Source organism: Pseudomonas sp. BIOMIG1BAC (genome assembly GCF_001705995.2).
In the GTDB taxonomy this organism is placed as follows: Bacteria; Pseudomonadota; Gammaproteobacteria; order Pseudomonadales; family Pseudomonadaceae; genus Aquipseudomonas; species Aquipseudomonas sessilinigenes.
This window is the reverse complement of record NZ_CP049045.1, coordinates 2,498,238-2,521,435: the sequence shown is the minus strand read 5'-3', so window position 1 is coordinate 2,521,435 and position 23,198 is coordinate 2,498,238. Positions and strand designations below refer to the sequence as shown.

At 57.8% G+C, this 23,198-nt stretch carries 33 protein-coding genes; 26 read left to right on the top strand and 7 right to left on the bottom strand.

From position 1 onward, the window contains the following. Window positions 1-690 precede the first annotated feature (690 nt). Both ATY02_RS12080 and ATY02_RS12075 read right to left on the bottom strand, forming a co-directional pair. On the bottom strand, window positions 691-1,932 hold the full coding sequence (locus ATY02_RS12080) for a tyrosine-type recombinase/integrase (RefSeq protein ID WP_068579674.1): 1,242 nt from the start codon (window positions 1,930-1,932) through the stop codon (window positions 691-693). A gap of 201 nt (window positions 1,933-2,133) precedes the next feature. After that, window positions 2,134-2,445, bottom strand: coding sequence for a hypothetical protein (locus ATY02_RS12075; protein WP_068579704.1), 312 nt, complete (start codon window positions 2,443-2,445; stop codon window positions 2,134-2,136). Between the two features lie 283 nt (window positions 2,446-2,728). On the opposite strand from ATY02_RS12075, the gene ATY02_RS12070 reads away from it, so the two are divergent. From ATY02_RS12070 to ATY02_RS12055, 4 genes are all read left to right on the top strand, one after another. Then, window positions 2,729-3,508 carry a hypothetical protein gene (locus ATY02_RS12070; protein WP_068579710.1) on the top strand — a complete coding sequence of 260 codons (780 nt, stop codon included), beginning with the start codon at window positions 2,729-2,731 and terminating at the stop codon, window positions 3,506-3,508. Next, the gene (locus ATY02_RS12065) at window positions 3,489-4,883 is read left to right on the top strand and encodes a toprim domain-containing protein (RefSeq protein WP_129591720.1); all 1,395 of its coding nucleotides are present in this window, start codon (window positions 3,489-3,491) and stop codon (window positions 4,881-4,883) included. Before ATY02_RS12070 ends, ATY02_RS12065 begins: the two co-directional genes overlap by 20 nt. A 317-nt stretch (window positions 4,884-5,200) precedes the next feature. Continuing rightward, entirely contained in the window at window positions 5,201-5,845 is a 645-nt protein-coding gene (locus tag ATY02_RS12060; RefSeq protein ID WP_068579713.1) for a hypothetical protein, read from the top strand. Window positions 5,846-5,860: 15 nt separating this feature from the next. Further along, entirely contained in the window at window positions 5,861-7,123 is a 1,263-nt protein-coding gene (locus ATY02_RS12055; RefSeq protein WP_068579714.1) for a hypothetical protein, read from the top strand. A gap of 5 nt (window positions 7,124-7,128) precedes the next feature. Here the strand turns inward: ATY02_RS12055 and ATY02_RS12050 are convergent, their stop codons facing one another. Beyond that, complete coding sequence (locus tag ATY02_RS12050) at window positions 7,129-8,283, bottom strand: diguanylate cyclase (protein WP_068579715.1); 1,155 nt, start codon at window positions 8,281-8,283, stop codon at window positions 7,129-7,131. A gap of 834 nt (window positions 8,284-9,117) precedes the next feature. On the opposite strand from ATY02_RS12050, the gene ATY02_RS12045 reads away from it, so the two are divergent. Continuing rightward, complete coding sequence (locus tag ATY02_RS12045; RefSeq protein ID WP_068579716.1) at window positions 9,118-9,903, top strand: hypothetical protein; 786 nt, start codon at window positions 9,118-9,120, stop codon at window positions 9,901-9,903. A 61-nt stretch (window positions 9,904-9,964) separates the two neighbouring features. Here ATY02_RS12045 and ATY02_RS12040 read toward each other — a convergent pair whose 3' ends face one another. Further along, complete coding sequence (locus tag ATY02_RS12040; protein ID WP_068579718.1) at window positions 9,965-10,975, bottom strand: hypothetical protein; 1,011 nt, start codon at window positions 10,973-10,975, stop codon at window positions 9,965-9,967. A 437-nt stretch (window positions 10,976-11,412) separates the two neighbouring features. Between ATY02_RS12040 and ATY02_RS12035 the strand changes: the two genes are divergently transcribed. The 9 genes from ATY02_RS12035 to ATY02_RS11995 all read left to right on the top strand — a co-directional run bounded on the left by ATY02_RS12035 (window position 11,413) and on the right by ATY02_RS11995 (window position 16,368). Then, on the top strand, window positions 11,413-11,586 hold the full coding sequence (locus tag ATY02_RS12035) for a hypothetical protein (RefSeq protein ID WP_164823647.1): 174 nt from the start codon (window positions 11,413-11,415) through the stop codon (window positions 11,584-11,586). A 65-nt stretch (window positions 11,587-11,651) separates the two neighbouring features. Beyond that, entirely contained in the window at window positions 11,652-12,326 is a 675-nt protein-coding gene (locus ATY02_RS12030; protein WP_068579720.1) for a DnaB-like helicase N-terminal domain-containing protein, read from the top strand. 401 nt (window positions 12,327-12,727) lie between these two features. Further along, window positions 12,728-13,132 carry a hypothetical protein gene (locus ATY02_RS12025; RefSeq protein WP_068579725.1) on the top strand — a complete coding sequence of 135 codons (405 nt, stop codon included), beginning with the start codon at window positions 12,728-12,730 and terminating at the stop codon, window positions 13,130-13,132. 33 nt (window positions 13,133-13,165) lie between these two features. Beyond that, window positions 13,166-13,636, top strand: a complete 471-nt coding sequence (locus tag ATY02_RS12020; RefSeq protein WP_068579728.1) for a hypothetical protein — start codon at window positions 13,166-13,168, stop codon at window positions 13,634-13,636. 36 nt (window positions 13,637-13,672) lie between these two features. After that, the gene (locus tag ATY02_RS12015; protein ID WP_068579730.1) at window positions 13,673-14,140 is read left to right on the top strand and encodes a hypothetical protein; all 468 of its coding nucleotides are present in this window, start codon (window positions 13,673-13,675) and stop codon (window positions 14,138-14,140) included. Between the two features lie 172 nt (window positions 14,141-14,312). Then, a complete protein-coding gene (locus tag ATY02_RS12010) occupies window positions 14,313-14,783 on the top strand; it encodes a hypothetical protein (protein ID WP_068579732.1) in 471 nt (156 codons plus the stop codon). 310 nt (window positions 14,784-15,093) lie between these two features. Further along, window positions 15,094-15,531, top strand: a complete 438-nt coding sequence (locus ATY02_RS12005) for a hypothetical protein (RefSeq protein WP_068579733.1) — start codon at window positions 15,094-15,096, stop codon at window positions 15,529-15,531. A 132-nt stretch (window positions 15,532-15,663) separates the two neighbouring features. Then, entirely contained in the window at window positions 15,664-15,930 is a 267-nt protein-coding gene (locus ATY02_RS12000) for a hypothetical protein (RefSeq protein ID WP_141698123.1), read from the top strand. A gap of 36 nt (window positions 15,931-15,966) precedes the next feature. Next, window positions 15,967-16,368, top strand: a complete 402-nt coding sequence (locus tag ATY02_RS11995; protein ID WP_068579735.1) for a hypothetical protein — start codon at window positions 15,967-15,969, stop codon at window positions 16,366-16,368. A 28-nt stretch (window positions 16,369-16,396) separates the two neighbouring features. Here ATY02_RS11995 and ATY02_RS11990 read toward each other — a convergent pair whose 3' ends face one another. Then, window positions 16,397-17,575 (bottom strand): competence protein CoiA, encoded by a 1,179-nt coding sequence (locus tag ATY02_RS11990; protein WP_068579738.1) that lies wholly within the window; start codon window positions 17,573-17,575, stop codon window positions 16,397-16,399. Window positions 17,576-17,712: 137 nt separating this feature from the next. On the opposite strand from ATY02_RS11990, the gene ATY02_RS11985 reads away from it, so the two are divergent. The 3 genes from ATY02_RS11985 (at window position 17,713) to ATY02_RS11980 (ending at window position 18,901) form a co-directional block, all read left to right on the top strand. Next, the gene (locus tag ATY02_RS11985) at window positions 17,713-18,027 is read left to right on the top strand and encodes a hypothetical protein (protein WP_042919941.1); all 315 of its coding nucleotides are present in this window, start codon (window positions 17,713-17,715) and stop codon (window positions 18,025-18,027) included. Between the two features lie 40 nt (window positions 18,028-18,067). Beyond that, window positions 18,068-18,202, top strand: coding sequence for a hypothetical protein (locus ATY02_RS36345; RefSeq protein WP_265582643.1), 135 nt, complete (start codon window positions 18,068-18,070; stop codon window positions 18,200-18,202). A gap of 285 nt (window positions 18,203-18,487) precedes the next feature. Beyond that, window positions 18,488-18,901, top strand: coding sequence for a hypothetical protein (locus ATY02_RS11980; RefSeq protein ID WP_020309064.1), 414 nt, complete (start codon window positions 18,488-18,490; stop codon window positions 18,899-18,901). A gap of 170 nt (window positions 18,902-19,071) precedes the next feature. On the opposite strand, the gene ATY02_RS11975 is transcribed toward ATY02_RS11980, so the two are convergent. Both ATY02_RS11975 and ATY02_RS11970 read right to left on the bottom strand, forming a co-directional pair. Next, complete coding sequence (locus tag ATY02_RS11975; RefSeq protein ID WP_164823646.1) at window positions 19,072-19,242, bottom strand: hypothetical protein; 171 nt, start codon at window positions 19,240-19,242, stop codon at window positions 19,072-19,074. A 37-nt stretch (window positions 19,243-19,279) separates the two neighbouring features. After that, on the bottom strand, window positions 19,280-19,813 hold the full coding sequence (locus tag ATY02_RS11970) for a hypothetical protein (RefSeq protein ID WP_068579739.1): 534 nt from the start codon (window positions 19,811-19,813) through the stop codon (window positions 19,280-19,282). A gap of 272 nt (window positions 19,814-20,085) precedes the next feature. Between ATY02_RS11970 and ATY02_RS11965 the strand changes: the two genes are divergently transcribed. From ATY02_RS11965 to ATY02_RS11925, 9 genes are all read left to right on the top strand, one after another. Further along, window positions 20,086-20,352, top strand: coding sequence for a hypothetical protein (locus ATY02_RS11965; protein ID WP_068579740.1), 267 nt, complete (start codon window positions 20,086-20,088; stop codon window positions 20,350-20,352). Window positions 20,353-20,482: 130 nt separating this feature from the next. Continuing rightward, window positions 20,483-20,620, top strand: a complete 138-nt coding sequence (locus tag ATY02_RS11960; protein WP_164823645.1) for a hypothetical protein — start codon at window positions 20,483-20,485, stop codon at window positions 20,618-20,620. 2 nt (window positions 20,621-20,622) lie between these two features. Beyond that, window positions 20,623-20,973: a zinc ribbon domain-containing protein gene (locus tag ATY02_RS11955; RefSeq protein ID WP_068579744.1), complete on the top strand. Its 351-nt coding sequence runs from the start codon at window positions 20,623-20,625 to the stop codon at window positions 20,971-20,973. 10 nt (window positions 20,974-20,983) lie between these two features. Beyond that, window positions 20,984-21,280: a hypothetical protein gene (locus ATY02_RS11950; RefSeq protein WP_068579745.1), complete on the top strand. Its 297-nt coding sequence runs from the start codon at window positions 20,984-20,986 to the stop codon at window positions 21,278-21,280. Window positions 21,281-21,728: 448 nt separating this feature from the next. Next, window positions 21,729-21,929, top strand: a complete 201-nt coding sequence (locus tag ATY02_RS11945) for a hypothetical protein (protein ID WP_068579754.1) — start codon at window positions 21,729-21,731, stop codon at window positions 21,927-21,929. Continuing rightward, window positions 21,926-22,066: a hypothetical protein gene (locus ATY02_RS11940; protein WP_162962071.1), complete on the top strand. Its 141-nt coding sequence runs from the start codon at window positions 21,926-21,928 to the stop codon at window positions 22,064-22,066. The genes ATY02_RS11945 and ATY02_RS11940 overlap by 4 nt, the downstream gene beginning before the upstream one ends. Window positions 22,067-22,119: 53 nt before the next feature. Beyond that, window positions 22,120-22,374 (top strand): hypothetical protein, encoded by a 255-nt coding sequence (locus tag ATY02_RS11935; RefSeq protein WP_068579756.1) that lies wholly within the window; start codon window positions 22,120-22,122, stop codon window positions 22,372-22,374. Between the two features lie 27 nt (window positions 22,375-22,401). Continuing rightward, window positions 22,402-22,593, top strand: a complete 192-nt coding sequence (locus ATY02_RS11930; RefSeq protein ID WP_068579758.1) for a hypothetical protein — start codon at window positions 22,402-22,404, stop codon at window positions 22,591-22,593. A 10-nt stretch (window positions 22,594-22,603) separates the two neighbouring features. Further along, window positions 22,604-22,984 carry a hypothetical protein gene (locus ATY02_RS11925; protein WP_068579763.1) on the top strand — a complete coding sequence of 127 codons (381 nt, stop codon included), beginning with the start codon at window positions 22,604-22,606 and terminating at the stop codon, window positions 22,982-22,984. Window positions 22,985-23,198: the final 214 nt, after the last annotated feature.

The following is a 23,198-nucleotide window of genomic DNA, read 5'->3' as shown; positions in this document are numbered from 1 at the left end:
GTCCATTCCGTAGGCTGCGGCACCATCATCTGCATCGCTGTTGCTGGTGACTTCGGTGTTTGTCACGCCGATTGTCACGAGGGGAAATGCCGCAAAGCCTTGTATTGCATGGGCTGCAGCAGCGGTAGGAGCGCCCGTCTCTTTCCAGGAGAAAGAGACGGGCGCTGGTTGGCGCAATGAAATGGCCAAGCGGATGAGTTGCTGCAGCGCAGCTATGACGGGGATGAGTTGCCGCAGTGGGAACTCTGGTAAAAGTAGGCATCCATCACATTGCTGTGACCGTGCGAGCCGCCGGACGCTAATCGCACTTTGGGAGAACCACCACGGTGTGGCGTAGCCTTAAAGGTTCGGGCTACCTGGGTTGCTGTCAATGACAGCGCTTTGCCCGATCTTTTCTACGCCGGTGGATAATTTGGGTCAAGGCTCGATTTTTCGGGAATTCTGCGGCTGTTGATGAAATTATCCACCTGTGGAGATCTGTGGTTTTCCACAGATAGTTGCGTGGGCTTTAGATTTTTTAAGTGAGGTCCCTTTAAGCAGGGAGGCTACGCATCCCTGCTTAAAGGGACCCGGCTTTTAAAGTCGGTAACCAGAGACCTCGTGGTCCTACACCGATATTGGTTTCGCCGCAGTTGCGGGATTGTCGCCTTTGCGCCCCAAGGTCCGACGCATTCAGCGGTCGCCGCCTCATCATTCCCCCGATGTTTCGCGTTGGCTCTCATCCGTGTGTTCAGGTGTAGATGTAGCGTAGATGGCCCACGCGTGCATCAGCTCTCGTCGCTTATCAAAAAAGTCTGATCGAGAATATGCGCTTTCCGTTTCCCCGCGCTCGTCATGGGCCAGTGCGAGCTCGCAGATATCTCTTGTGAAAGGCGTGCTTTCACCTGCCCAGTCCCGGAAGGTTGAGCGGAAGCCGTGACGAGTGATGTGCTCATAACCCAGCGCATGTAGCAGATTGCGAATGCCATTAGCGTGCATCACGCCGCTTCGGCCGTGGCCGGGGAAAACGTAGGGACTTCTAATATTGATTTTCGGAAGGCCCTTCAGAAGTGAAAGTACCTCCGGGGCCAGGGGAATCGCGAACGCTTGTCGTGTTTTCATGCGCTCATCAGGCAGAGACCATCGACCCAACTCCAAGTCAAATTCATCCCAGCGTGCGAATCGGACCATATGCGAGCGAGCCCCGGTTAGGATCAGTAACTGAGCTGCGACAGAAACGTGGCTGGTATCCTTGCGTAAGGCTTCCATGAGCTTCGGCAGGTCCTGCCATTTCAATGCAGGATGATGTTGGCGTTTGCGAGCTTTCTTCTTCTCATGCCGGTTGAGCAGGTTTTCGAGATGGCCGCGCCAGCGTGCCGGATTCTCTCCGGTCCTGAGGCCACGGGCTCTGGCGGCATCCAGGATCTGTTCGATCTGCCCACGTACTTCGTCAGCCGTCCGCGTTTTAGTTGACCATATTGGCTGCAAGGCTTTGATCAGATGCTTGGTCTCGATCTGGGCAGCTGAAAGCTTCCCTACCGTAGGGAATGCATAGAGCTCGAGTTTCCTCAGCCAGCCCTTGCGCCATTTCTCCGACCAGCTCGAGCCGTGGGCATCTCGATAGTCCGTGGCCAATTTCTCGAAGGTAATCAGATGTGCCAGTTCTCGGCGCTCTGCCTCCCGCTGAGCGGCTTGTTCAGCTTGTCGTTTCGCTAGTGGATCAGTGCCGTGGAGGATCTGGACTTTATTTTCATAGGCGGCTGCGCGGGCTTTTTTCAGGTCGAGCTGAGGGTAACTTCCCAGACCCATCTCCCTACGTTTGCCGTTCAATTGAAAGCGGAGTACCCAGGTTTTTCGTCCTGAGGGTTTCACTAAAAGACGAAGCCCATCACCGTCTTCGTACGTCCCAGCCTCAACCAGATTTCTGACTTTATTGGCGGTCAGTTTGCCCATTTTTTCGCCCTCTGTTCCCCCACTTGTTCCCCCACTTGCGCGTGGAACATCTCGGATCAAAACGGAAGTCACAGGAATAAAAATAGGCTGAAACCCTTGATTTAGCAAGGCTATAGCGGTTTTTGGTAGATGAGTGTGGCTTTCAAAAAGACATTAAAAAGCCGGCTTGTGGCCGGCTTCTTTAGATGAACCTGGATCAGGCTAGAACTCAACCTCTTGCCCTACTTCACGCTTGTGCTGGTTTTCGTACATTTCGATGAGCATGCCCACAACCTGTTCACTGGCTTTCATGCTCTTGTTGGTGGCTCGAACGACTGTCAGGGCATCGAATCCCACCGCCCCTACGTAAACCACATCTTTAAGGGTCTTGCTGGGAGATTCATTCCACAGACAGCTCACTGCTGGCCGCCCTTGATGCGTCTCTTTAATGAACGCATGCAAGCGCCCCTCAACCTTGGCGAGATAGGTCTCCAGGCTCGCCTTGAGTGTCGTGTTTTCGTTCTGCGCGGTCATCGTGTTAGCCCTCGACTCTGAATTCGATACCTCCTTTATAACGCCCACGCCCGCCCACTACACACGAACCCTTTTCACACACGTCAGCACCACCTTGTCCACCTACCTCCCCGCGAGCGCATGTAACTGCACTGGGTTGAGTTGCGCGCATATCTCCATATCCCAAGAATCGTGAGGACTGAACGCCACTGGCGTCTACGGGGCAGAAGACCCCACCACGATTTACAGAAGGGGGGAGCGGCCAAAGCCGTTCCAATCGACGGATGCTGGTAGGAGGCACGCCGTGGAACACCGCACAACATGGTTGGCAGAGCTTACGGAGCAGGAGCTACGGGACATTAACCCGTGGTTGATCCTGACCTCTGAGAAGGCACGCGGCTTCCTAATAATGTCGGCTCGGGATGCACTCGGCAGATACCGGAAGTTCGGCCTTGCACAGATGAGCAATGATGAGCTGCTGCACGAAATTTACCCAATGCTGCACGATGCACTTCCCGGCATCCTTGCGAACTGCTCCACATCGGTTGAGCCGGAGAATCGTGATCGCTTCATCTATGGCAGCCTTCGACGCTTGATCCGCTGCCGCCTTGCTGAGCAGGTTTTCGGACAGGTAAGTCCTGGCGACCTCATTTATATAGAGGAAGTCTCCCGTACTCCCGATGATGCTGACGACTCCTACCTGCCATCGGCTCACTCGTTGATGCTTCCTTACATAGCGGACGTGAACAGCTACCTGGAGGCTCATGCCAATCACCAGCCCCAATTCCTCTCCGAATCTCAGTTCGTACCAGAGGAACATGTCCAGTTGGTCCACCTTCTGATCGAGCGCTTTCGCCACTACCTAACCAACCGGGAGGTGGACGTACTGCGCAACCTGCTTTTGAACTACCAGGATCGATCAATGGTGGCCCTGGAGGTTGGCACCACTCCGAAGATGGTTTCGCGCTACCGGCAAAGCATTCAGAAAAAGATGAAGGCCGTGCTCGGTCAGCTTGGATGGTCCAGCGCCGAGGTGCAGGCATTGCTCGGAAAGCAGCGCCCCAGTGAAAAAACAGCAGTCTGAGGTGTTGATGAACGACTTCTCCCCAGCGGAGTTCCTACGCCGCGAGGTCTTCCCCCGGCTAGATGCAGTGCAAGCGAACCTGCTCGATGGTTTTGATCCTAAACAACGCACTGGCAGTGGCTCCTACCCACTGACTTGCCCCGCCTGCAAAGCTAAAGAGGCCTTCTATTTCCCATTCAGTGGATTTATCAACTGCCCCCGGAAAAAGGAGTGCGGGAAATCGACCAGTATCTGGGACGCGATGCTTCTGAGCGGCTACGACCATGGGGAGATATTTTCCACCCTCTGTGAAGCAGCAAGGGTCGAGCCCCCTAAGCGGGATCAGGCAGGCGCTCAAGCTAAACGTGAAGGCGCTGCCGAAATCCGAATAGGCAAAGCGATCTGGCAGATCACCCAGAAGATGGCCAGTGAGAACTCAGCCGCACTCAAGTCATTTCAAGACGCAAGGGGCTACTCCCCTGAACACATGGCAGCCATGCGTCTTGGCTACTACACGACGCCTCAAGAAGTTCTATCGCGCCTCACTGCACTGGGGTTCACCAAAGACGACGCGGTAGCTTGTGGTTACGTCGAGACAGATGAATCGGGCGCCCTGCTACCTGGGCTATCCAGTAGGGTAATCGGCTATTGGCCTCACCCAGATGGTGAGGACCGGCTGTGGGGGCGTATCCCTGTCGGCACTGGTGATAAACAGGTCAAGAAGTACAAGTTCTCCGTCTCGCTAAAGAAGGAGATTCCATACCTATTCAGCCAGCGTAAGGCCGGTGTTCTTGTGTGCGTTGAAGGCACCATGGATGCCTGGGCGCTACAGCTTTCCGAAATCTGGGGCTGCGCAGTGGGCGGTGCTTCCATCAATGGATCACAAGCCCTCTATCTCCAGAACCGGGGCGTCGCCGAGGTTGCTCACATGGTTGATGGTGATCAGGCCGGCTGGAACGGCGCGATCACCTCAATTCGTAATTGTGAGTCACTGGGAATTGTCGTGAGCATCATCCCTCTCGGCGCAGGCATGGATGACGCGGATGCCCTGCTCCGCTCAGGCCAGTCTGGAATGCTTCACACGCTCGTCGGGAAGCGAATGAACGCAGGGCAATACCTCGCGTTAATGCTCCGCTCCCTCTACAACGTCGCGGCGCCGGATGTACAGGCAGTCAACCGCATACATGCGGTAGCCAATTGCCTAACACCGACCTCCCGAATCATGTTCGACAAGCACGCCGCTCTACTGGGCGTGCGGGTCGATCTGCGCCTAGAAGCGGGTCGGCTTTTTGGGCAATTGCTTCGAGCCGGAATGGGCTTGGACGAAGCCATTTCCAATGTCCGCCGCAGAACAGGCCACGTCATATCCATAGACAAGGAAGAACCGAATGCCTGAAAGCGCACCCGCTCAACGAGGCCCATTCCGCCAGATCGTTCACTTGATTCTCATTGTTCTACTGATCCTTTACGCCGCGAAGGTTTACCTCCGCGACCCGAACTACAGGCATGTGGAGGTTTGCTACATGCCTTACAAAGTCGCCCACCTTGTTTGGGTAGACGTATGGGGTGCCTTGGTCACTGATGACACGGCATCCCTACTAAAACACAGCCGCGACTTGACCCACTTCTTCAAGGTCTGCACCGATGAAGTGAGCACCTGGACGTTGCTGCGGAGCCACGGAACCAACCCATAAATAGCAAAGGATGACTCACATGGCTGAGAAGTCGAACCAACCGAATATCACCTTGCCGCAGCGCACCATCACTATCACTGGTGAGTACAGCGCACGCATGTGTCAGAACACTGTCCGCGTCTCTCGAATCGAGCAGCGCGCAATCCAGATCGCTATGGCGCCGCCCGCGATCCGCGATGCAGGTCGCCGCGCAATGGACCGATTCGCACAGGCAACCGCTCAGTTCGAATCCGAGCTGGCACAGATCGAGCGGGAGCTGGAGGCATCCAGCCGTGGTGGCAGCCGTCGCCGCAATGGCGGTCAGGCGCGTGGTAATGAGCAGCGCCAGGGCCAGAGCCGCGACAATTCTGCGGCAACTGGCTCCACCCCTGCTAAGGCGGGAGCAAAGCCAGCTGCTAAGCCTGCCGCACCAGCCAAAGACGCCTCGAATGGTGGCGCCTCGAAAGGTGAGCAGGCTAAGCCAACCAAACCCAGCGCTACGACCGCCAGCGTTCAGGGTGCAGCAGCTTCCAAACCGGAAAACTCCAAGCCCCAGAGCGCCGCTGAACCAGCCGCAACGAAGGAGGCCGTCATCGCTCCAGCTCAGAGTGCCGAACCTGCGCCAGCATCTGAAACCGTCACTGCTGCCGAAGCCGCCACTCCGGCCAATCTCCAAGCCCTCTAACACATCGGTGAGACTATGGGACTGCATAATCTAAAAGATGCTGGTGGCCTGATTCCAAACTGGGTCACGGCCTGCTTGCTGAACGCTGCGTTTCTGGCCATGTTCGTCGTAGCCCAGTATCGGTACGACTCCAAGCCAAGTGCAATTGTGGCGAGCGCCTGCACCTTGGCGATTTTGCTGTCTCTGGTCTTGGGCCTCGGCCTGCTGATCCGCGAGATTGTGCTTGCCAAAACGGGCGAGGTTGCGAGCGCAGTCAGTAAAGGCATGATGGCTGGGCTCAATCTGAGCTGGGCCATCACCTGCCTTTCCTTCATCGGCTACGTGGCCTGGAATCCCGTCAGCGCGTATGTGGCTTCGAACCTGACAATCGTAGCCAGTGGCGTGGTGGCTTTGGCAATCGTTGCCATCGGCTACTTCTTTGCAGCCCCAGCCGGGCGCTCCAGTGGTGAAGATGCAAGGGAAAGTCACGCTCTGGTCGCCGTTCCTGGCATAAAGCCTTCGGTGCCACAGCAACCCGCATTCCAAGTAACGATTGCCGACCTAACCCGACTCCTAACCCATCAGGCCGGTCGTGCAATCGGTTACGCGGGCTCGAATGTACTGTTCGATGACGCTTTCAGCCTGGAACTGGACGCCAACGAACGGATTGCCCGCGTGTACAGCAATACGAACCTCGTCAATACCGAGGAATTCCTCTACTGGCGCCTGCACATGCTGATGATGGGCTCTGCGGCTGAGAAGGTACTCACTGGTAAGTCGAGTCAGGCCGCCCTAGATGACCTAACGTCTTTCGACCACCTTGCAAGCAACTACCTCACCCTACGACCTGATCGAACCTTCAATGCGGCCCCCATAAACGTGCATGAAGCCCAGATCAAGGCGTCACGCATTGCAATGCTAAGGAAGAATGTCTTCGACCGCTGCTATGCAGCCTGCGTTGAGAATCGCAAGGTGCTGGCCGATCTGGTGAAAATGATGCGCACCCGCAGTGTGCTCACCTACGGAGATATTCGGCAGCACCTTGAGCGAGTGACCATGCCAGAAGGATTCCCGGTTGCACGGTTTGACGATGATGAGGTGCTACTGAAAGCGTTGCTGACTCACGACGACCACCCCGAAGTAACTCTAGAGGGCGCAGCAGTCGTCGCGAGCGATGCGGACGACCAGGAGCACGATGCTACTGTGGCAAACTTTCCGCACAAGCCTGCACAACACAACGACCGCCAGACCGCCGACGCGGCCAACGAAGAACCACAAGCAACCACCCTGACTGCTTGAATGGATTAGGGGCGAACCGTAACTCGGTTCCGCCCCGTATTCTTAGAATCATAGAGGGCCTGATCGGCTTTCTTGTACGCGGCACTCGCATCCTTTCCAAGCACTGTCATCCCACCGCTGAACGTACACCTAAATTCAGCTCCCCCCTCCCCTGTCATTGCTACCAGTGCGAATTTCTCTCTCAGCCGGTTGAGCACTATTTCGGCATTAGCTAAATCACAGGCAGGCATGAGCAGGGCGAATTCTTCACCGCCCATTCGGCCAACATAGTCAGTGCTTCGCACGCCATCCTCTAGGACCTTCGCCAGCTGGCAAATAACTTGGTCGCCAACAGGGTGGCCGTGGGTGTCATTCACTTTCTTGAAGTGGTCAATATCAAGGACTGCCAGAGAGCAAGTCTCTCCACGCTCCGACATGCGCCGCATAATGGAATCGAACTGCGAGCGGTTGAGTAGGTTTGTAAGCGGATCGCGACGCATACGATTTTGCAGTGCGACAGAGCGCCTGATCGTAGATTTGAGCACCTTGATGAAGGGCTCTTTGTGGAGTGGCTTTCTGATAAAACCGTCTGCACCCGCAGCAATAGCGATCAGCTGTTTTTCGCTGTTACCTTCGGCAGAGAGGAAGATGATCGGCATAGTTGCCTCTCTGTCCTGGCGGATTATCCGGGCCATCTGATCACCTTCGCACTCCGGCAAGTGAAGATCGCTGATAATCAGGTCGGGCTGGAATGCGTCAATAGCGTCAAGGACTTCTACCGCATTCGGTATGTGCAATACCTCAACCCCAACCTCCGCCATGTACTTCGTGGCAAGGTAGGCGTCAGTCTTACTGTCCTCAACCAGGAGCACACGGTAGCCCAGCATTGTCCGGTCCCTCATCCAATCTCGGATGAGGTCACGGACACGCTTGGGCTCGTCCTGCACGCTCGTTAGCCGAACGTTACCTAAACTGGAAAGCCGTCTGCGCTCATCAAAGGTGATGGCCCGATCAGTCATTACGATGATCAAGCGATCCTCGCCGCCATGTTCGAGCTGACCGCAAAGCGTGTTGAATGAGTCCGGCCAGTCTAGGACTTGATTTCCAACAAGCAGCACAGGCACCTCGCTGACGCTTATGTCCATGCTGTAGCTGCCGCCAGACAGGTCAGCTTCAACCATTTGGATACCAAGCCTTTCGAGGAAACTTGCAGTCGATGCGGCTGAGCATTTATCAGCATGCAAGTACATGACTACTGGCGCTGTATCGGTAGCGCGAGAATGTGGCTGGCCCATTACAAACATCCCATAGCGTGTGTCCTGCTATTGTCAGCTCATGCGAGGGCCATGTCGCTTGTGCGCCGCCATTTCTGCTTGCGTACACCGTGTTGTCTGAGAGCGTGCTGGTGTTGTTCAGGCAGGAGGCGGGGTTGAGTGAAGTTCCGGCCCCTCAGCTCTCAGATTCGGAAGCGAGCGTTGATGTGAGCCCGCACGGTGGGACTTGGCAGCTCGGCTCCCATGCTCGGGCGCGGGCGGCGCTGATTCCCGATATTTGGGAGTCAGGCGTGAGTAGGCAAGATCGGCTCTGAGGGCTCAGCCCCCGTGCCGTGGCTTGAGATTCGGCTTCCAAATCTACCTCCCGACGCCAATGTTCAGCACTTCGAGTAGTCAGATGGCACCGCCACTTCACAACTTGCGTATCGGCTACTGACACCACCCCCTGCCCGCAGGAGATACCAGCACCTCACTTCCAGAGACTGGCAGTCACCTCCCGCTCCCAATCGGTCGATCCCAGGATGCGTGGTTGCCCTCTCTCGCGTCCTATTCTCGGGCTTTGCGATTTCCACCCCTCGGCGCCAGCGTTGAGGTTTGAGGATTTTTCGCTTGGCGACTTGCAAGCGGCTGGGATTCGACTCACCAATTCCCAGGCTCTAGTCCGAGGATTAGTGCCAGCAGTTCAGTGACACTGCTCGACTGCATTCACTATGGCTCCAGTTCAATCGCACAGGAGCCACCATGACGACGAGCACCGATCAGGGCGTTATCGCCCCCATCCGCCCCTCCCCCGCACCTGATACCCCACAGTGGGGGGCCGCAGATGCCCTAGCTGCTGCCAAAGAGGGCTGGGGATTGTTCGAGACACCTGACAGCGAGAATGGGCCATGGCAAGCACAGGCTTTCGATGACCCAGCGGCTGCAACCGCTCAGTTTGGGGTCACTGTGCCGAAGCTTGCAGGTGACGACCTAGCGTGGAGACTGGTCTTCCATGGCAAGGCGGGCCACCACGCAGCTGCCAGGGCGTTCCTGGCTGCTCACAACCCTATGGAGTGGGCCTCTATCGAGAAGGTCGGGGTAGCACTAGGGGAATACCAGAGCACAGCAGCAGCTGACCCCAAGCCATGGTGGAGTGGTGCCCATGCCGAATCCTTAGCACAGCATCCGAAAGTTGAAAGGGCTGTCCCCCAGCCGCCACCCATGGTCGCAACGATCAGCAATGCAGCTTCGGCGCTTGCGCTCCCAAATGGGCGGGTGCTGCTCACGTCATGCTTGGGAATCGATCTGATGGACAGTGACCGTGAGGTGACATTCTGCACCCTCTCTGCGGACGGAAGTCTTTCCCGAGTAAAGGTGTGCGTTGGCGCTGAGTGGGAGATACATCTACTTGCCTTTGCGGCTCTCAAGCCAAGTATTGCCGTCATTGAGATTGAGGCGGATGAGGTGTTGTCCATGCACAGCCGGCTGAAAGAGAGTCTTGCGAGCGGTATGACCCCAACTGACGCTGTAGCGATGCTCTCCCGCTAGAGACACATCCAGCCTGGGCAGTTTTAAACGTACTGCCCAGAGCCTCGCCCCTCATTTCCCATCACGCAGCTTGAGCATTCGACTTAGCGATGACGCCCGAAAGAGTCTCGTTGAAGCGGACCTGAATCCACTGGAAGTGATCTTCCTCGGCGCCAGGAAAGGCTTCGCTCAACTTGTCAGCAAGCGTCCTATCGCCAGCGTCTATCGCCATGAAGCGCTGCATCCCCTGGTCATCACCGAGAAAGCCAAGCGCCAGCGCAGTACCTGTGAAATTACTGCTACCGAACCAGATAGCACGCCCATGGCTCGCGCTCTCATACAGGTCCTGGAGGATGGCACGAAACATCCCGGTGCCATACGCCTTCATCAATGCCTCTCCGAGGTCAGAGGCGATGAAGCCCAAAGGCATTTCTGGGGTTTTGGACAGCCCTTTTGCGAATTCCCAGCTGACCAGGAACTGCATATGACGCATAACCGTGCATTGCTTTGGGTGATCCTCTGCAAATCTGAGCACCGCGTATTGCCCTACCATGGCTTGCGTGAGGTCATCACTCATCATCGCGGCCAAGCCCGCCTTCCTGCGCATCAGGGTGTAGTGCGCGGCGATAGCGAGTTGCCGGACCAGCACGCCGATAGGGTCAAATGAGTGCTCCGGCACGACGACGATGTGGCTCATGGCCCCGTTGCTATAGACCGCCCCTAGCGAGGACGCTGGCAGCACATGCGACGCGGCTCGTATCACAAGCACATCTTCGAGACTGACACCGAACAGGTTCTGAACATAGCTGCGGGCGTGGTCAACGGCGTAATCCGTAACGGTATCGGCTACCGGCCTGTAGGTGTTGATGCACTGGCCAAGCGCGAGGCGATTTTCGTTTGATACGGACAGAGCGTTGATGTGCCCAGGAATCCTCTGATGGGATTTAAGGCTCTCGCATTCACCAACCTGCTCAGTTAAAACTTTCCCGCGTTCAGTCGTGAATCCTACGAGAGAGCCTTGGTTATCTAGCAGCCAGTGATGGCGGTCTAGCTCGTAGAGACTTAGGTCAGAGACGCAGGCCGATTCGTTCATACACCCTCGCTTGCCGTCATACCCTGCGTTGGGGTTCGGCGTATTTATCGGTTGTGCTATGGGCGCGTAAACCGTGCCCGCATACCTGAAAGTGCGGAGGCAAAGGGCACTGAATCCAGGGATGCTGCCTCAGAAAATGCGGGGCTACACCGGCCTCTTGCGCTGGAAGCCAACCGACACAAGCAGGACCTGCTCTGGCAGTCGAATCAAGCGGCCTACTCGTCCACGGCGGGCCTGCACCAGCACACCATTCCCCTACCCCTACAAGCGATCAATAGGCCTACACGTTCGTTTCTGTGGAGCACCCATCAGCGTGGCTTCGCACTCGATTCCAGTCCTTGCCTTTGGGGATTTTGCGATCAGGCAACCCGCCCACAAGTGACACCGCAAGTGCAGCCGTATGGTTGTCCCATTACAGACCCCAGAGGAAAGGCAACATGATTAACGGCCACAAGATAGCGATCCAACTGCTGCGAGAAGACGGCTATGCCGTTGTTGTTTTCTCCCCCGAGCGGCTTGGCCGAATGAGCCGAGAGGACATGGAATCCTTCTTGATGAAGATGGGCAACGAAGCCATTGATGAGCTACCAAATGAGGGAGACGATTCCTGACATTCAAGGGGTGCCTTCGGCTATCTTTCACCATCCCGGCCCAGCCTATGCAGGAGCGACAAGCTTTGACGAGCAGCAACGAGGACATGCACATGGTGCCGATGGCTTACCTGACTGACGAGCATGAAGCTGCGGCTAGGAAGGCTGAGCGGGATGCACTCGGGCTGCTGATGCTATCCGGGGACCCTGACGGCCTGCTTGATTTCTCGCCCAGCATGTTCACCGGAAAGGACCATCATGCTCTCTATCGAGCGCTTGAAGCCTTGGCAGCCAGCTATCTACCCATGGATGTTGTCACCGTTTCCGAGGCACTTGATCGGGCCGGTGAACTCCCGTTGGTTGGTGGCGTGGCGGGGATCGGTCATTACGCGGTAGATGCTCCCCGGCTGACAACCTACGCTTTGTCCCGAGTCATCCTAGGTTATGCCTTGGCCCGCTATGCGATGGTGCGTCAGGCAAACACCACGAAGGTGGCAGTACGGTTTCGGGAGGCCGTGGAGAACGGATGGGCGCACGGTAGAGCATGGCTAGCAACCAGGGATGAAACTCGGCGCCTTGGCCTCCCAGACGCCCGCCCGGTACGGGCAACTATTGGGTCTGCTATGTCTTCCGGCGTACTGGCGACCAGCAGTAGATACGAAGCTCCAGCGGTGCCGAATGGCATCCTGCGATCCCCGTCCCTGCCACATCGCAAGATGGGCACCGACGATCCGAGCATCCTCGTTTGTTGCTCACCGTAATGTTGATTCGCAAACAGTCATCGAAGCGGTACGCCGAGCAATCCTCTGCTGAAAGCTGCCGGCATGTGACGCCCTGTAGGGGGCGGCTGGCTCGCCCCCGATTCCATGCAACAGGAACAGCGTGTTGTTCAGGATCAGGAATTGAGCCAGTGTATGCGCCTGCGACCGACTCGGTGCCGAGAGCATGCCTCTCGATGACGCGGGATTGAGCATTCAGCGCCAGCTCACGCAGCACCATTGAGCATCGAGGCGAGCCGGGAATCCTCAAATCCTTATGCCGGCGTTCAGCACCATCATCACCAGCCCCCAGATTGCGCTTCGAGCATTTCACAAGCTTTGCGCTGACACAGCCGCATGACCCATATCGTTTCCCTAGTTCTTAATCACTGAGGAAGACGATCATGAAATCCAGCATTCCCGCCCTGCGATCACTCGGCATCACAGGTAGCGCGTGCCCTGTCACGAAAGTGCTCGCGCCCAATGTTTCCCGTAGCTTTGGCAGTTTCAACATCAGCTACTGCCGCCAACGCGCCGACTACGGCTGTGATACGACCGCGATTGTATTGGAGGGCCGTGTATTCCTCATTCTTAACGGGTATCACGCTGAACCGCTTATCAACGCGGCAACTGAAAACGGCATCCAGGGGTGCGTGGACTATTTCGTCGAGAACATCGCCCAGGCTAATGCACTTAGCGAGCACTTGATGGCGGCAGGGGTTGTCAGTGACCCATTCAACTTAATGGGGACTGCGCTGGAGGTTATGGGCCAGCACAACGTCGAAACCCTAGCGAAGGCTGCGGCTTGACCAAACAGGGCACAGGAACGGAAGGAGCGGTATATGGCATTCGATTGGGCCTCATTGTCCCCTGCCGATCTACGAGACGAAGCATCCATGTTCCGCCATGACAACGATGATGGCTCGGACTGCTACTTCGACGCTGAGGCTGCCGATTGGCAGCTCCAGGTCATCGACCCTAACACTGTTGACGCATTCAGCGATGTTGAAGGTGCGAAGGACTGGCTGCGGGATGAACTCAGCTCGCTTCGAGCCAGTGGTTTGGAGAATCGTGCTGCCGGGTACGAGCAGATGATCCAGGATGGTATCGAAGACCCGGTGATTATCGGTGCCAGCGAGCGCCGGCTCGCGCTTTGGGACGGCTGGCACCGCACGGCAATCGCCATGGTTCGGGGTGAGCAGCTACTGGCAATCGTGGGCACCAAGGTTGCGGCAAGCCCAGCTCCCAAGACAGGGGCCGAGGAAGTCCCCTTTCTATCGACAGCCAGCGGTGACACAGCCCGGCCTGCCTGATGATGGCCACTCCCAACCAGACATAGGACCTACCCCATGACCAACATCACTACAGCCCCGCAGTACAAAGCCGAACTGGCCGCACGCGTCGAGCAAGGGCACCGTGGCGATTGCGCGAAGCGCTTCACTGGTGCAGCTGAATGCACTTGCGGGCACGCTGATGCAGAGGCAGCCCTTCAAGGCGTTGGCGAAGCAAGCGGGACAACCTATTCACTGTTCGAGCTGGTGAGTGCGGCAAACACGGTCTACGTCGAAGCGATGGAGGCGGTAGAGAGGGGCTTCGGTCATTTCGTTACCACGGCATCCGACAAGGATCAGCTGCGCCTCAGCTGCTGCGACGACACCGACTATCACTTCGAAGACCAGCAGGTAGCGCTCCTGACCACAGGCGAGGTGCTGGCCATCGACTGCCCCACCGATCCCGATGATGAAGGCACCACCTACCGGCTTCTGCTGACCGTGGAGCGTCCCTTGAGTGCGCATGACCTCATGACCAAGGCCTGAACCATGCACTCACCAGCAGCCGACATGAACGGCGCTGGTGGGGCAAGCAGACACGCTGACCGAGGACCTGGGATCGGTATTGAGAATGTGACCAGTAATTGGCAATCCGGCGATGACACTGCGAAAGCGGATGGATCATGAACGCATCCCAAACCAACGCGGACGCACAACCATGACCAACAGCACTCCCATCGTCACCACGCTGCATGCCAGCTCCAACGGCTTCCACGATTACGATGTGATCGGGCATCCGTTACTTCGCCGGGTAGCTATCCCGCACGGCATCAAGGACGGCGAGCAGTTCAACGTCTACTACGGCGAAGCCAGCAAAGGCGGCGCCGCGTGGCGTGGCGGCATCGAGAAGTCCCTAGAGGCGTGGCTGAGCCTGCATGCCCTGACGAACACCCTCAAGCCCAAGAACGATGTTGCGCAGAAGCTCTTGGTCAAGCTCGCGTATGTAGGCCGTACCGTGGAGCCAGGGTGCTTTGGGGGGCACTTCTACTGTGTCGGAGTGCCGGTCAAAGACCTGCCGGACGCATGCTTGCTGGGCACCCAGCTGGGCGAAAGCTTCGGTGGTATGGGGTGGGATCAGATCGGCCCGCAACGCTACATCGTGTTCCGCGACGCACACGTCAGCCGCTGATAAAACCCAGACACAGGGGCCGAAAGGCCCCTTTTTCATGTCCGCCTTCGGCGTCCTGGTGGGGTTCAGGCAAAGCGGGTTGGTGAGCACGCAGCCGAGGCGGAAGCCCAGTGCGCCCGAACCATCAGGACTGTGCATTCTGCGGAGGCTGGCGTAACAAAACCGTGCATGCGCTGCGGAATCCCATCATCTGCCCTGGCGATTCGTGCTGGCGGGCGATGACACAGCACAGCAGGTGGGAGCATGGGCACATCGAATCGACACCGCCGACGCCTACTGAACGACACGGCGAATCACCGGGGAACACATCATGCCCAGCACCAGCACCAGCACCAGCACCGAGCCCAAGTACCACACCCTCTATGGCCTCAAGTACCGCATTGTGGCTGAGTATCCCGATTCCGAAGAAGGGACTCGGGACGCCAATCAGTACATGGAAGCCAATCCCGGCGTAGGTGTCCTGGCGGTCGAGGATGGGAAGATCATCCTGTCACATGAAGACGATCCAGGCGCAGCAACAGACGTTGATCTGGTCATCAATCGCATGAAGGCCAAAGCCAAGGCTGACCGTTGGGGGCGCGGTTCGGAATCGGTGGGTTTGACGCTCATCATCGTGGACGTGAGCCGTAGCGGCTCCTTTGCGTGGCAGATTGCCGGGCAGCGCGTGAAGCTGGCGCAGGTGCGAGCCCTGCTGGAGGAAGCGGCGGCGAAGGGCGAGCTTCCCACCGAGGGGCCGAGAAAGGGCTGACCGACAAGGGCGCCAGCGTCCGGGTTCCCAGTGTGGGTGCTGAGCATTTCGCATGCCCTGCGCCACTCCACGCTGACACAGCGAGACGGGCCGAATCGTTACCCCATCGACTACCAACACGGGGCATCCAACATGACCAGTCTCAATCTCCGCTTCTACCTCGCCGGCTACAGCGGCCTTCTGTTGCCTCGCGCTATGCGCCGCCTCCTGGCTCGCACCAACCTGCACCGTGCATGGCTGGCCGGCGACATGGGAGTGTTTACGGAAGAACGCCCAGAAGGCATGGTTGCGTGCGGTGTCTGCGACCGGGAGTGGATTCAATTCCGCAAGGGTGCGGGCCGGGCGCCAGCAAAGCTGCGCACCATTGCCATCCACCTCATTTCTCCGTTCGGGCGTTGAGCCGGACGGGATCACCCACGCAGCGAGAACAGACCAATGCAAGTCACGCACACACGCAAGAGCTTCCTTTACACCAGCTGGGACAGCGGCGACAAAACCACACTTACAATTGCCATTACCGCTGATGGGGTTTCGCTCCACCACATCGACCGAGGCTACTTGAATTCCCAATCGACCATGCTCAATCTGAGCGCGGACGAGGCAGCAGACGTTGCAGCTCGCATTGAGCGGGTGTTGCGAGGGGAGGCGCCGCAGAACCGCCTCGACGAGCCGGGAGCAAAGCTCGTTGTTACGCAAGCTACCGATGGCGATCCATACCGCGAGGGAGTCTCGCTGGCCCTGGATGACGGTGGCGCTTGGGACCAGCAATTCGACTTCCAGATGGAAAAAGGTAGCGCCAGCAGCCTCGCGGCCATTCTTCGAGCCGCCCAAGCTTAACCAGCACCTGCACACATGCTCCGGGGGTTCAGCCCATACCCCCGATGGGCGGCAGCGTGATCATGCAAGCCCGAGCCCGAACGATAAACTGGTCCTTCCATTCGGTACTGCTCATCACTGGCTCCTGCTTGGGTTCAGGTCGAGACAAGAACCACGCGGGACCAATGTTCAGCGAGGGCCGTGCATCAACGTGTGCAGCAATGGGCAATGGGCAGCGCAGCAGCTCAGCGCCGCGTATCGGCAAAGCAACGCCAGTCACCCCCTTGGTATAAACCCGGCGCCTGCATTGTGGGCAAGCAAACTCACGCTTAAACAGCGAGCCATCGATTGAGCTTACCTTCGTTGCCAGCAACGGATCGCCCAGCGCAATACCGTAGGTTTCGGCTGCCTTCCAGAAGACCTTCATGTACCGGCGAAAGTAGGCATCAGCCTCAGTAAGACTGAGTGTTCGTCCGCGCTTCTTTGCACTGGTGACGGAAACTGAGGCGTATATCGGTTTGAGGTCGCCCCGGATACGGTTGGGCAGCAGCACCACACCGATAGGGCGCAGCCAGTCCACCCCGCACTTGCACGCAACCTTGACGCCGATAGGGCGAGCTGGCGTCTGCGCGAACTGGCTCAAGTCATCGTAAAACGCCGAACCCGAACATACGGCTTGAGCAATATCGGCTGCGTGATCTACGTCCTTGGCGACGAACACAGGGTTGGATGCGGTCAGATCAGCCCCCAGGTGGCCCGTGGAAGCGTTCTTGCCAAAAAGCCATAGCGTGGGAACCCCAGACGCAAAACGTTGCGCTGTGCGCTCGTAGGTGGCTTGGGCGGACTGCCGCGTAAGCTGGACCTCGATTGCGAGCGCAGGCCCGAATGCAGAAGGTCCAACCAGCACATCAGCTCGCCAGTCATCCATGCCGGCCTCCAGCTCAACCGTGAAACCCAATTCCAGGAGACGAGCGTAGACGGCCAGCTTCTGGGCGGCGTGCTCGGGGCTTTCGTGCGAGACATAGCCCTCGGGAGCCTCACCTGGGAAGTGGGAGAAGAACCGGGTGATTCCCCCGCGCCAGCGAACGGTCTTGGCCACGGCGGGGAGCTTGGTGTCAGGCATCAACACCTCCCGCAGCTTCGAGCGCTTCACAACCTGCCGCCATTCCACATCAGGCAGGAACGCGCCAATGACTCGCTTGCCATCCACGATTGCTGTGCAGCCCATGCGCCTCTATCCCCCTCACTTCACAACGCGGGCATCGAGCATTTGCTTCGCCCCCTGACCGATCCCGATGACACAGCCAGTGCCCGGTGATGATTGATCCATAGCGAAGACCAGCCACCAACCAGAGGATAACGGCAATGGGGATCAAGGCGCAGAACGGCTACATGGCGTTCATGGCAAAACAGCTCGTAGCGGCGATCAGCAACTGCGGGAATCCGTTCATTGAGGAATACCTGGACAGCATGGATTGCAGCGTCGAGGCCGAGGTGTCGAACCTGCGCGCCCTCCAACAAAGCGTTGCCCGCAATCCTGGCGGCGATCAAAGCCGGGCATCTGACGTGCTGAACAAATGGCTCTACGGGTGGAAGGCTGCCGACAAGTGCCTTGCCTGCATGGGTCTCAAGCCCTCCGCTGCGTGGGCAGAGGGTTACTACAAGGCCGGTCGGGCGTAAGCGTTCCGACCTACCGTCAAATCACAATCGAGGATTCCACATGTTCAAGCTCATCGCCGAACTCATCGAGCGTCGCCGGCAGCGTCGCTACTGGCGGTACATGATCAAGCTCATGGATCAGTCTGGCCCGGTAGTCGTGCAGACGTACCCGGTTCAGCCGCCCCAGCAGAAGTAGCCGGCGCCAGCCGATGCGTGGTGATGAGCGCTGACTTCCAGCCTTGGGCGGTGAGCATTACCTGCTTTGCCGCCCACGCATCCGGTGACACTACCGGACGCATGGGAGGATTCACCACATCGAAAACACGCCCAGCTGCGAGTCGGTGGGGTTCAGGTTAGGAGACGATGATGCACGAAAGTTCAGATTGGCCAAGCACGCTTCGTCCAGAGCGGGTTCCAGCTCTACAACCACTCCGATGCAGTGGTGGATGCCGCAAGCAAGGCAGAGTGAGCCCAAGGCTTATTGGCTGAGAACAACGTCTGGCTCACGCCTGAGCGCGTGCTGGCAGCCGTGGCGACCAACTTGGTGGGGCTGGCAAATACAATGCTGGAGCACGCCGAGGAAATCCTCAAAGCCAACCTGTACGGCGCTGTGCTTGTCCGCCCGGAACGCCCTATCAAGACCTCAGCCGAGGCAGTAACAGCTGACCAAGTAGAGACAGTGCTATTCCAGCTCGTTGAGCGTGGATCGCTCGAAGCGCTGACACCGCTTGAGGTTGTCACGGTCGAGCGAGGCGCGAACGAGCCCGATCAGCTGCTTGAGCTTCGTGCCCGGTGCGCCTACTTGGCCGAGGTGCAGCACAAGATCAAAACCATGCCGATCTTGCGCCAGCTGCTGAAAGGCAGTGACTGGTGCCTGGACAGCACGTTGGTCTGACACGTCGAGCATGCCGTGAGCTTGACTGTGCTCTAGCGCACCTGGACGAGCCCCGGTGACGAGCAGGAGCTTGAGGGCTCGAAGCCCAACGGGACAGCGAGGTGCTGGCTTCCTGGACGTAAGGCACAAAAAAGCCGCCCGTAGGCGGCTTTGTCGTTGCAGGTGATCCGTTACAGGCTTACACCTGCCATCCGGCCAACTGGCTCCATGTCTCGACCCGAGGACACGGCAATCTTGAGCAGACGGCTCTGACGGTCGCTACGCTTGGAAAGCACCGCCCTCGCCTCTGCTTGGAAACGGGCAACCATTAGGGGCTTGGCTTCATGCTGTTGCTTCTTCATAGACACCTCATGTGCCTTGACATTCGGGTGGATAGTATTATTGGTCGATGGGCATGACAAGGCGATTCGTCGCATCAAACTCAAATCCTAGCTTGCGATACCAAGGCAAAGCCCCCGAAGACGGGTCGTGCATTTCGATTTCGACGCAACCCAGCAGAGACGCATAACTCTCAATGGCTAACAGCACCAGTGGCGCAACAAGGCCCTTGAGTGGGTGTGTCCTGTCGGGCTTTCCTTCCAGCAAGATCACCTTGATGCACAGGTTGCTACCCCGAGGGGTGGCGTAGGCCATACCGCACAGCTCTATGCCGAACCACAAGGAAATGTCGATCCCTTTGGTATCTGACGCCTTCCAAATCCGCACATCCTCCCAGGGAAACAACGTCGCTTCCTCACCCCACATGAGTGAAGCATCGACTGCATTGTTCGTGATCGGCTCAAACCGTATCTGAGAAACGTCAATTCCAGCAGTTTGTAGAGATTGATCCTCCATCACTGCGTTGGCTGCGTGCTTTAGCGCTTCGGAGCGATACACCTCGTATTTGAGGCTGTGGCCGCGACCTCTTTTCATACTTTCTTGGCTCTGTGGTAGTGCAGACAATGATAACGACCCGGCAACCAACCTCGCTAAAAATTCAGTTTCAACGGGCTAGTAGATGGCCTGGACGCCGGGTTTATGCTCATGCAGGTTTTCAGTTTCGCCCTGCGCCGGCTATCAGGCTTGCTACTTCTCAGGTCCAATCTTAGGTGCCGAGCATTGCGTGCAGTCCCTCTCGCGAAGCCGCTGACACGTCTGGGGGAATGGGATGCTTCACTGGTGCAAATGGCTACCGGAGAACCTGCATGAGCATCGACCGCGACACATTGGAGAAAGTGGGCGAATACCTGCGTGGCAGCTGCAAGCCCATCGGCGACGCCGTTTTCGCCTTTGATCTGGGCGATGACGTAGACGAGAGCCAGCTTGAGGCGGACCTGCTTGAAGTTGAAACCGAGCTTTGCGCCCACTGCGGCTGGTGGCATGAGGTCTGCGACCTGAAATTCAGCCAGGAACATGGCGGCGGGCTCTGCGAGCAGTGCTGTGATGAGCATGGCGTGGACTTCTACGACTAGGGGTAGCCAATCCTCAGTCCCCGGCTTTGGGGGTGAGAAGTTTCATGTGAGTCCAGTGACACGGCGCAAGCTGACCGATCATGGTCATGTCCGAAACTGACCACTTACAATCGCATGGAGGGCCGAACCGATGGCCAATCAGAACAGCACGCTTCCCTCAGCCACCCAGCACCAGGGCAGCCTGCACGACCGCTACGAAATCTACCGCGCCAACGCCGAGAGTTTGGGCTGGCCGGTGAAAACCTTCGAAGAATGGCTGGATAGCTGACCATGCAGATTGCAAAAGACTTCCTGATCCTCCGGGGCATCAAGGCTGATGGGCGGGTTTCCCTCGCCCTGGAGCGCAAGCCCCTCAAAGTGGCAACGCTGCTGGATGAGGAACAGTTCAACCGCAACGGCTACGGCCTGCTGCACAACCGCACGGTGTTCTTCGAAGACCAGATGCACGACTGGGCATGGGAGAACGGGCGCTTCCGCTACTTCTCCCGCGTCGCTGGCGAGGCAGACGTACTGATCGTCTACGAGCTGGATGATGTGTACTTCTGCACCCAGTGTGGCGCCAAGGCACCCGCCCAGGACACCCAATGCGCGAGCTGCGGGCACCAGCCAACACCCAACTGAGGAAGTCGGCATGAATGTCGAGGTCAGCAACGTGAGCACGCCCAATGCACAGGCCCAGCTCCTTTCTGATGACGAGATAGTCGCCGACCTTTTCCGGCTGGCGAGGACTGGCTGCTATCTCAAGGTTGAACCACTCATGGAGGAAGCACAGCAGATGTATCCGACTGAGCCCGTCGAGCGAATCAAGGCATGTATGAAGCGGCTGGCTGAGATTCTGTGGGACAACGACCATGGAGGGTATGCCTCCGAGTACAAGCGCCAGCGGACCACCAAACGCGGCAGCCAGTTTGCCACCGATACCAACTGATCAACCACAGCACCGGCTTGAAGCCGGTCAGCGAGTAACCCGAGGTAGCAACCATGGAAACGAGGATTTGGACAATAGGACGCTTCCCCGCAGGGGTCTGGAGTGGTGGCGGTAGCCGCAACGACCCGGACTACTCGCAGTGCGAGGTGTACCTGATACCAGCCGAGAGCCTGGATAAGGCGAAGAAGAAGGCCCAGGCCGTCCGAGCACGCCTTGTCAAGAAAGGCAGCACACTCCCAACACAAGCTGTTCCCTACGAGGCGAGCTGATCAAGGAGTCCTCGATTCCCTACGCAGGGTTCCAGCCTACGCTGCCTACCCAGACGTTCCCATCCTCGCGCCCGACGTTGGGCGCCGAGCATTTCGCTGAAAACCCGTGTTGCTGCCGTGACACACCCGGCACTGCGTGATGATGGCCACATCGAAATCGCACTACGGAGTGCCGCCCTATGAGCCGTGAAGCCTGCATCATCGAAGACCGTCTCCACTCTGCCGGTTACAAGACCGAGCGTATTGGTGGCGAAGTGAACGTCTATGACCCGGTGTACCAGTCCGTAGTCGGCTCCAATCAACTGGTGCTCACAAACTGGAAGCTCCAGGAGATTCGCTCGGTCAGCGCAGCTTGGGTCTTCATCGAGGAACGGCAATGACCTCGGCCCAGGCAGTTGAGTACCACGTCACCTACCTGATCGGCGAGCGTGTGCGCGAAGGCATCATGACCCAGCGGCAGCTGGATGAGTGCCGCGCCAGCTGCGAGATAATCGAAGCCCTTCCCATCGGCGCCTGACGGCGCCCGGTGGTGTTCAGGTAAAGCCATCAGTTTGAACGGAGAGCCGCTACATGGCCAAAACAGTGAGCATCCCGGTGGATCACTTCATCGGCAACGGGGAAACCCCCGTCCTGATCGTTGGGCGCCTTTGGAGTGCAGAGCAGGACACAGCGGCGCTGATCTTGGCCAACAACCTGACCGAAGCAGACGCCTTCTTTGCTGACGCACTGCATGCGAGCGCCGGCAATACCGAGGCAGATCGGCAAGAACTGATCGCGGATCACGGCTCCGACCACATCATCACCAGCCGCACGCTGCTGACCTAACCAAACCCCAATACTGGAAGTCACGCTATGAGCGAACAGGCATACATCGCAGTAACGAGTACGGGCTACGTCGAGGGGGCTTGCCTCGTCGATGCGGAAGACAGCCCGGTGTGGGTCGGGGAAATGGAAAACGCCGGCATGGCTATCCAGCAAGTACCCATGGCTGAGGCCAAGGCCTTGCTTTACACCCAAGTCCCCCAAGCCACCCTGGAAGCATAGGAAAGCAATCATGCCCCGCACTATCGAGAGCATCGTTGAAAACCACCGAGTAGCAGCTGAGCGCCGGGCTGCTGGCAAACCTGTTTGGGATCGCAAGGTAGATATCAAGGCGATTCTGCATGAGGATCAGTCGAACACGTCCAATGAGCATGCGGCACTGGTGGCCAACCGCATCGGTGCTCTGCTTCGTAGTCGTTTGCCCTCAGTGTTGCTGGAAGTTGGCAACGATGAGGTTGATTTCGATCTGATTGAGATTGTGGAAGGCATGGAAGCGCTCAGGCCTGATAGCTATGACGGCGAGGAAGATTTCACTCCGCTGGACGACCTCAATAACATGCTCGATCAACTCTACGACTGGGCTGACGCTAATCGCGTTTGGCTCGGCAACTGATCGAGGGAAATGGGCATGCAGCGAGACAACCGTATTCACCCGCGCAGCGTACTGACCTTCACCCTGCTGGTGGGCTTCCTGGGTTTCCAGGTAGGCAGCCTGTTACAGCCGGCTGAAACGCCCCGTACCGGCCAGTTAAACTGCCATGAAGCGAGCGAACTGCCTCGCCTTGCGTGCGTATCGTCTGTCACCCCGTCAGACGCTTCGCCCCTGC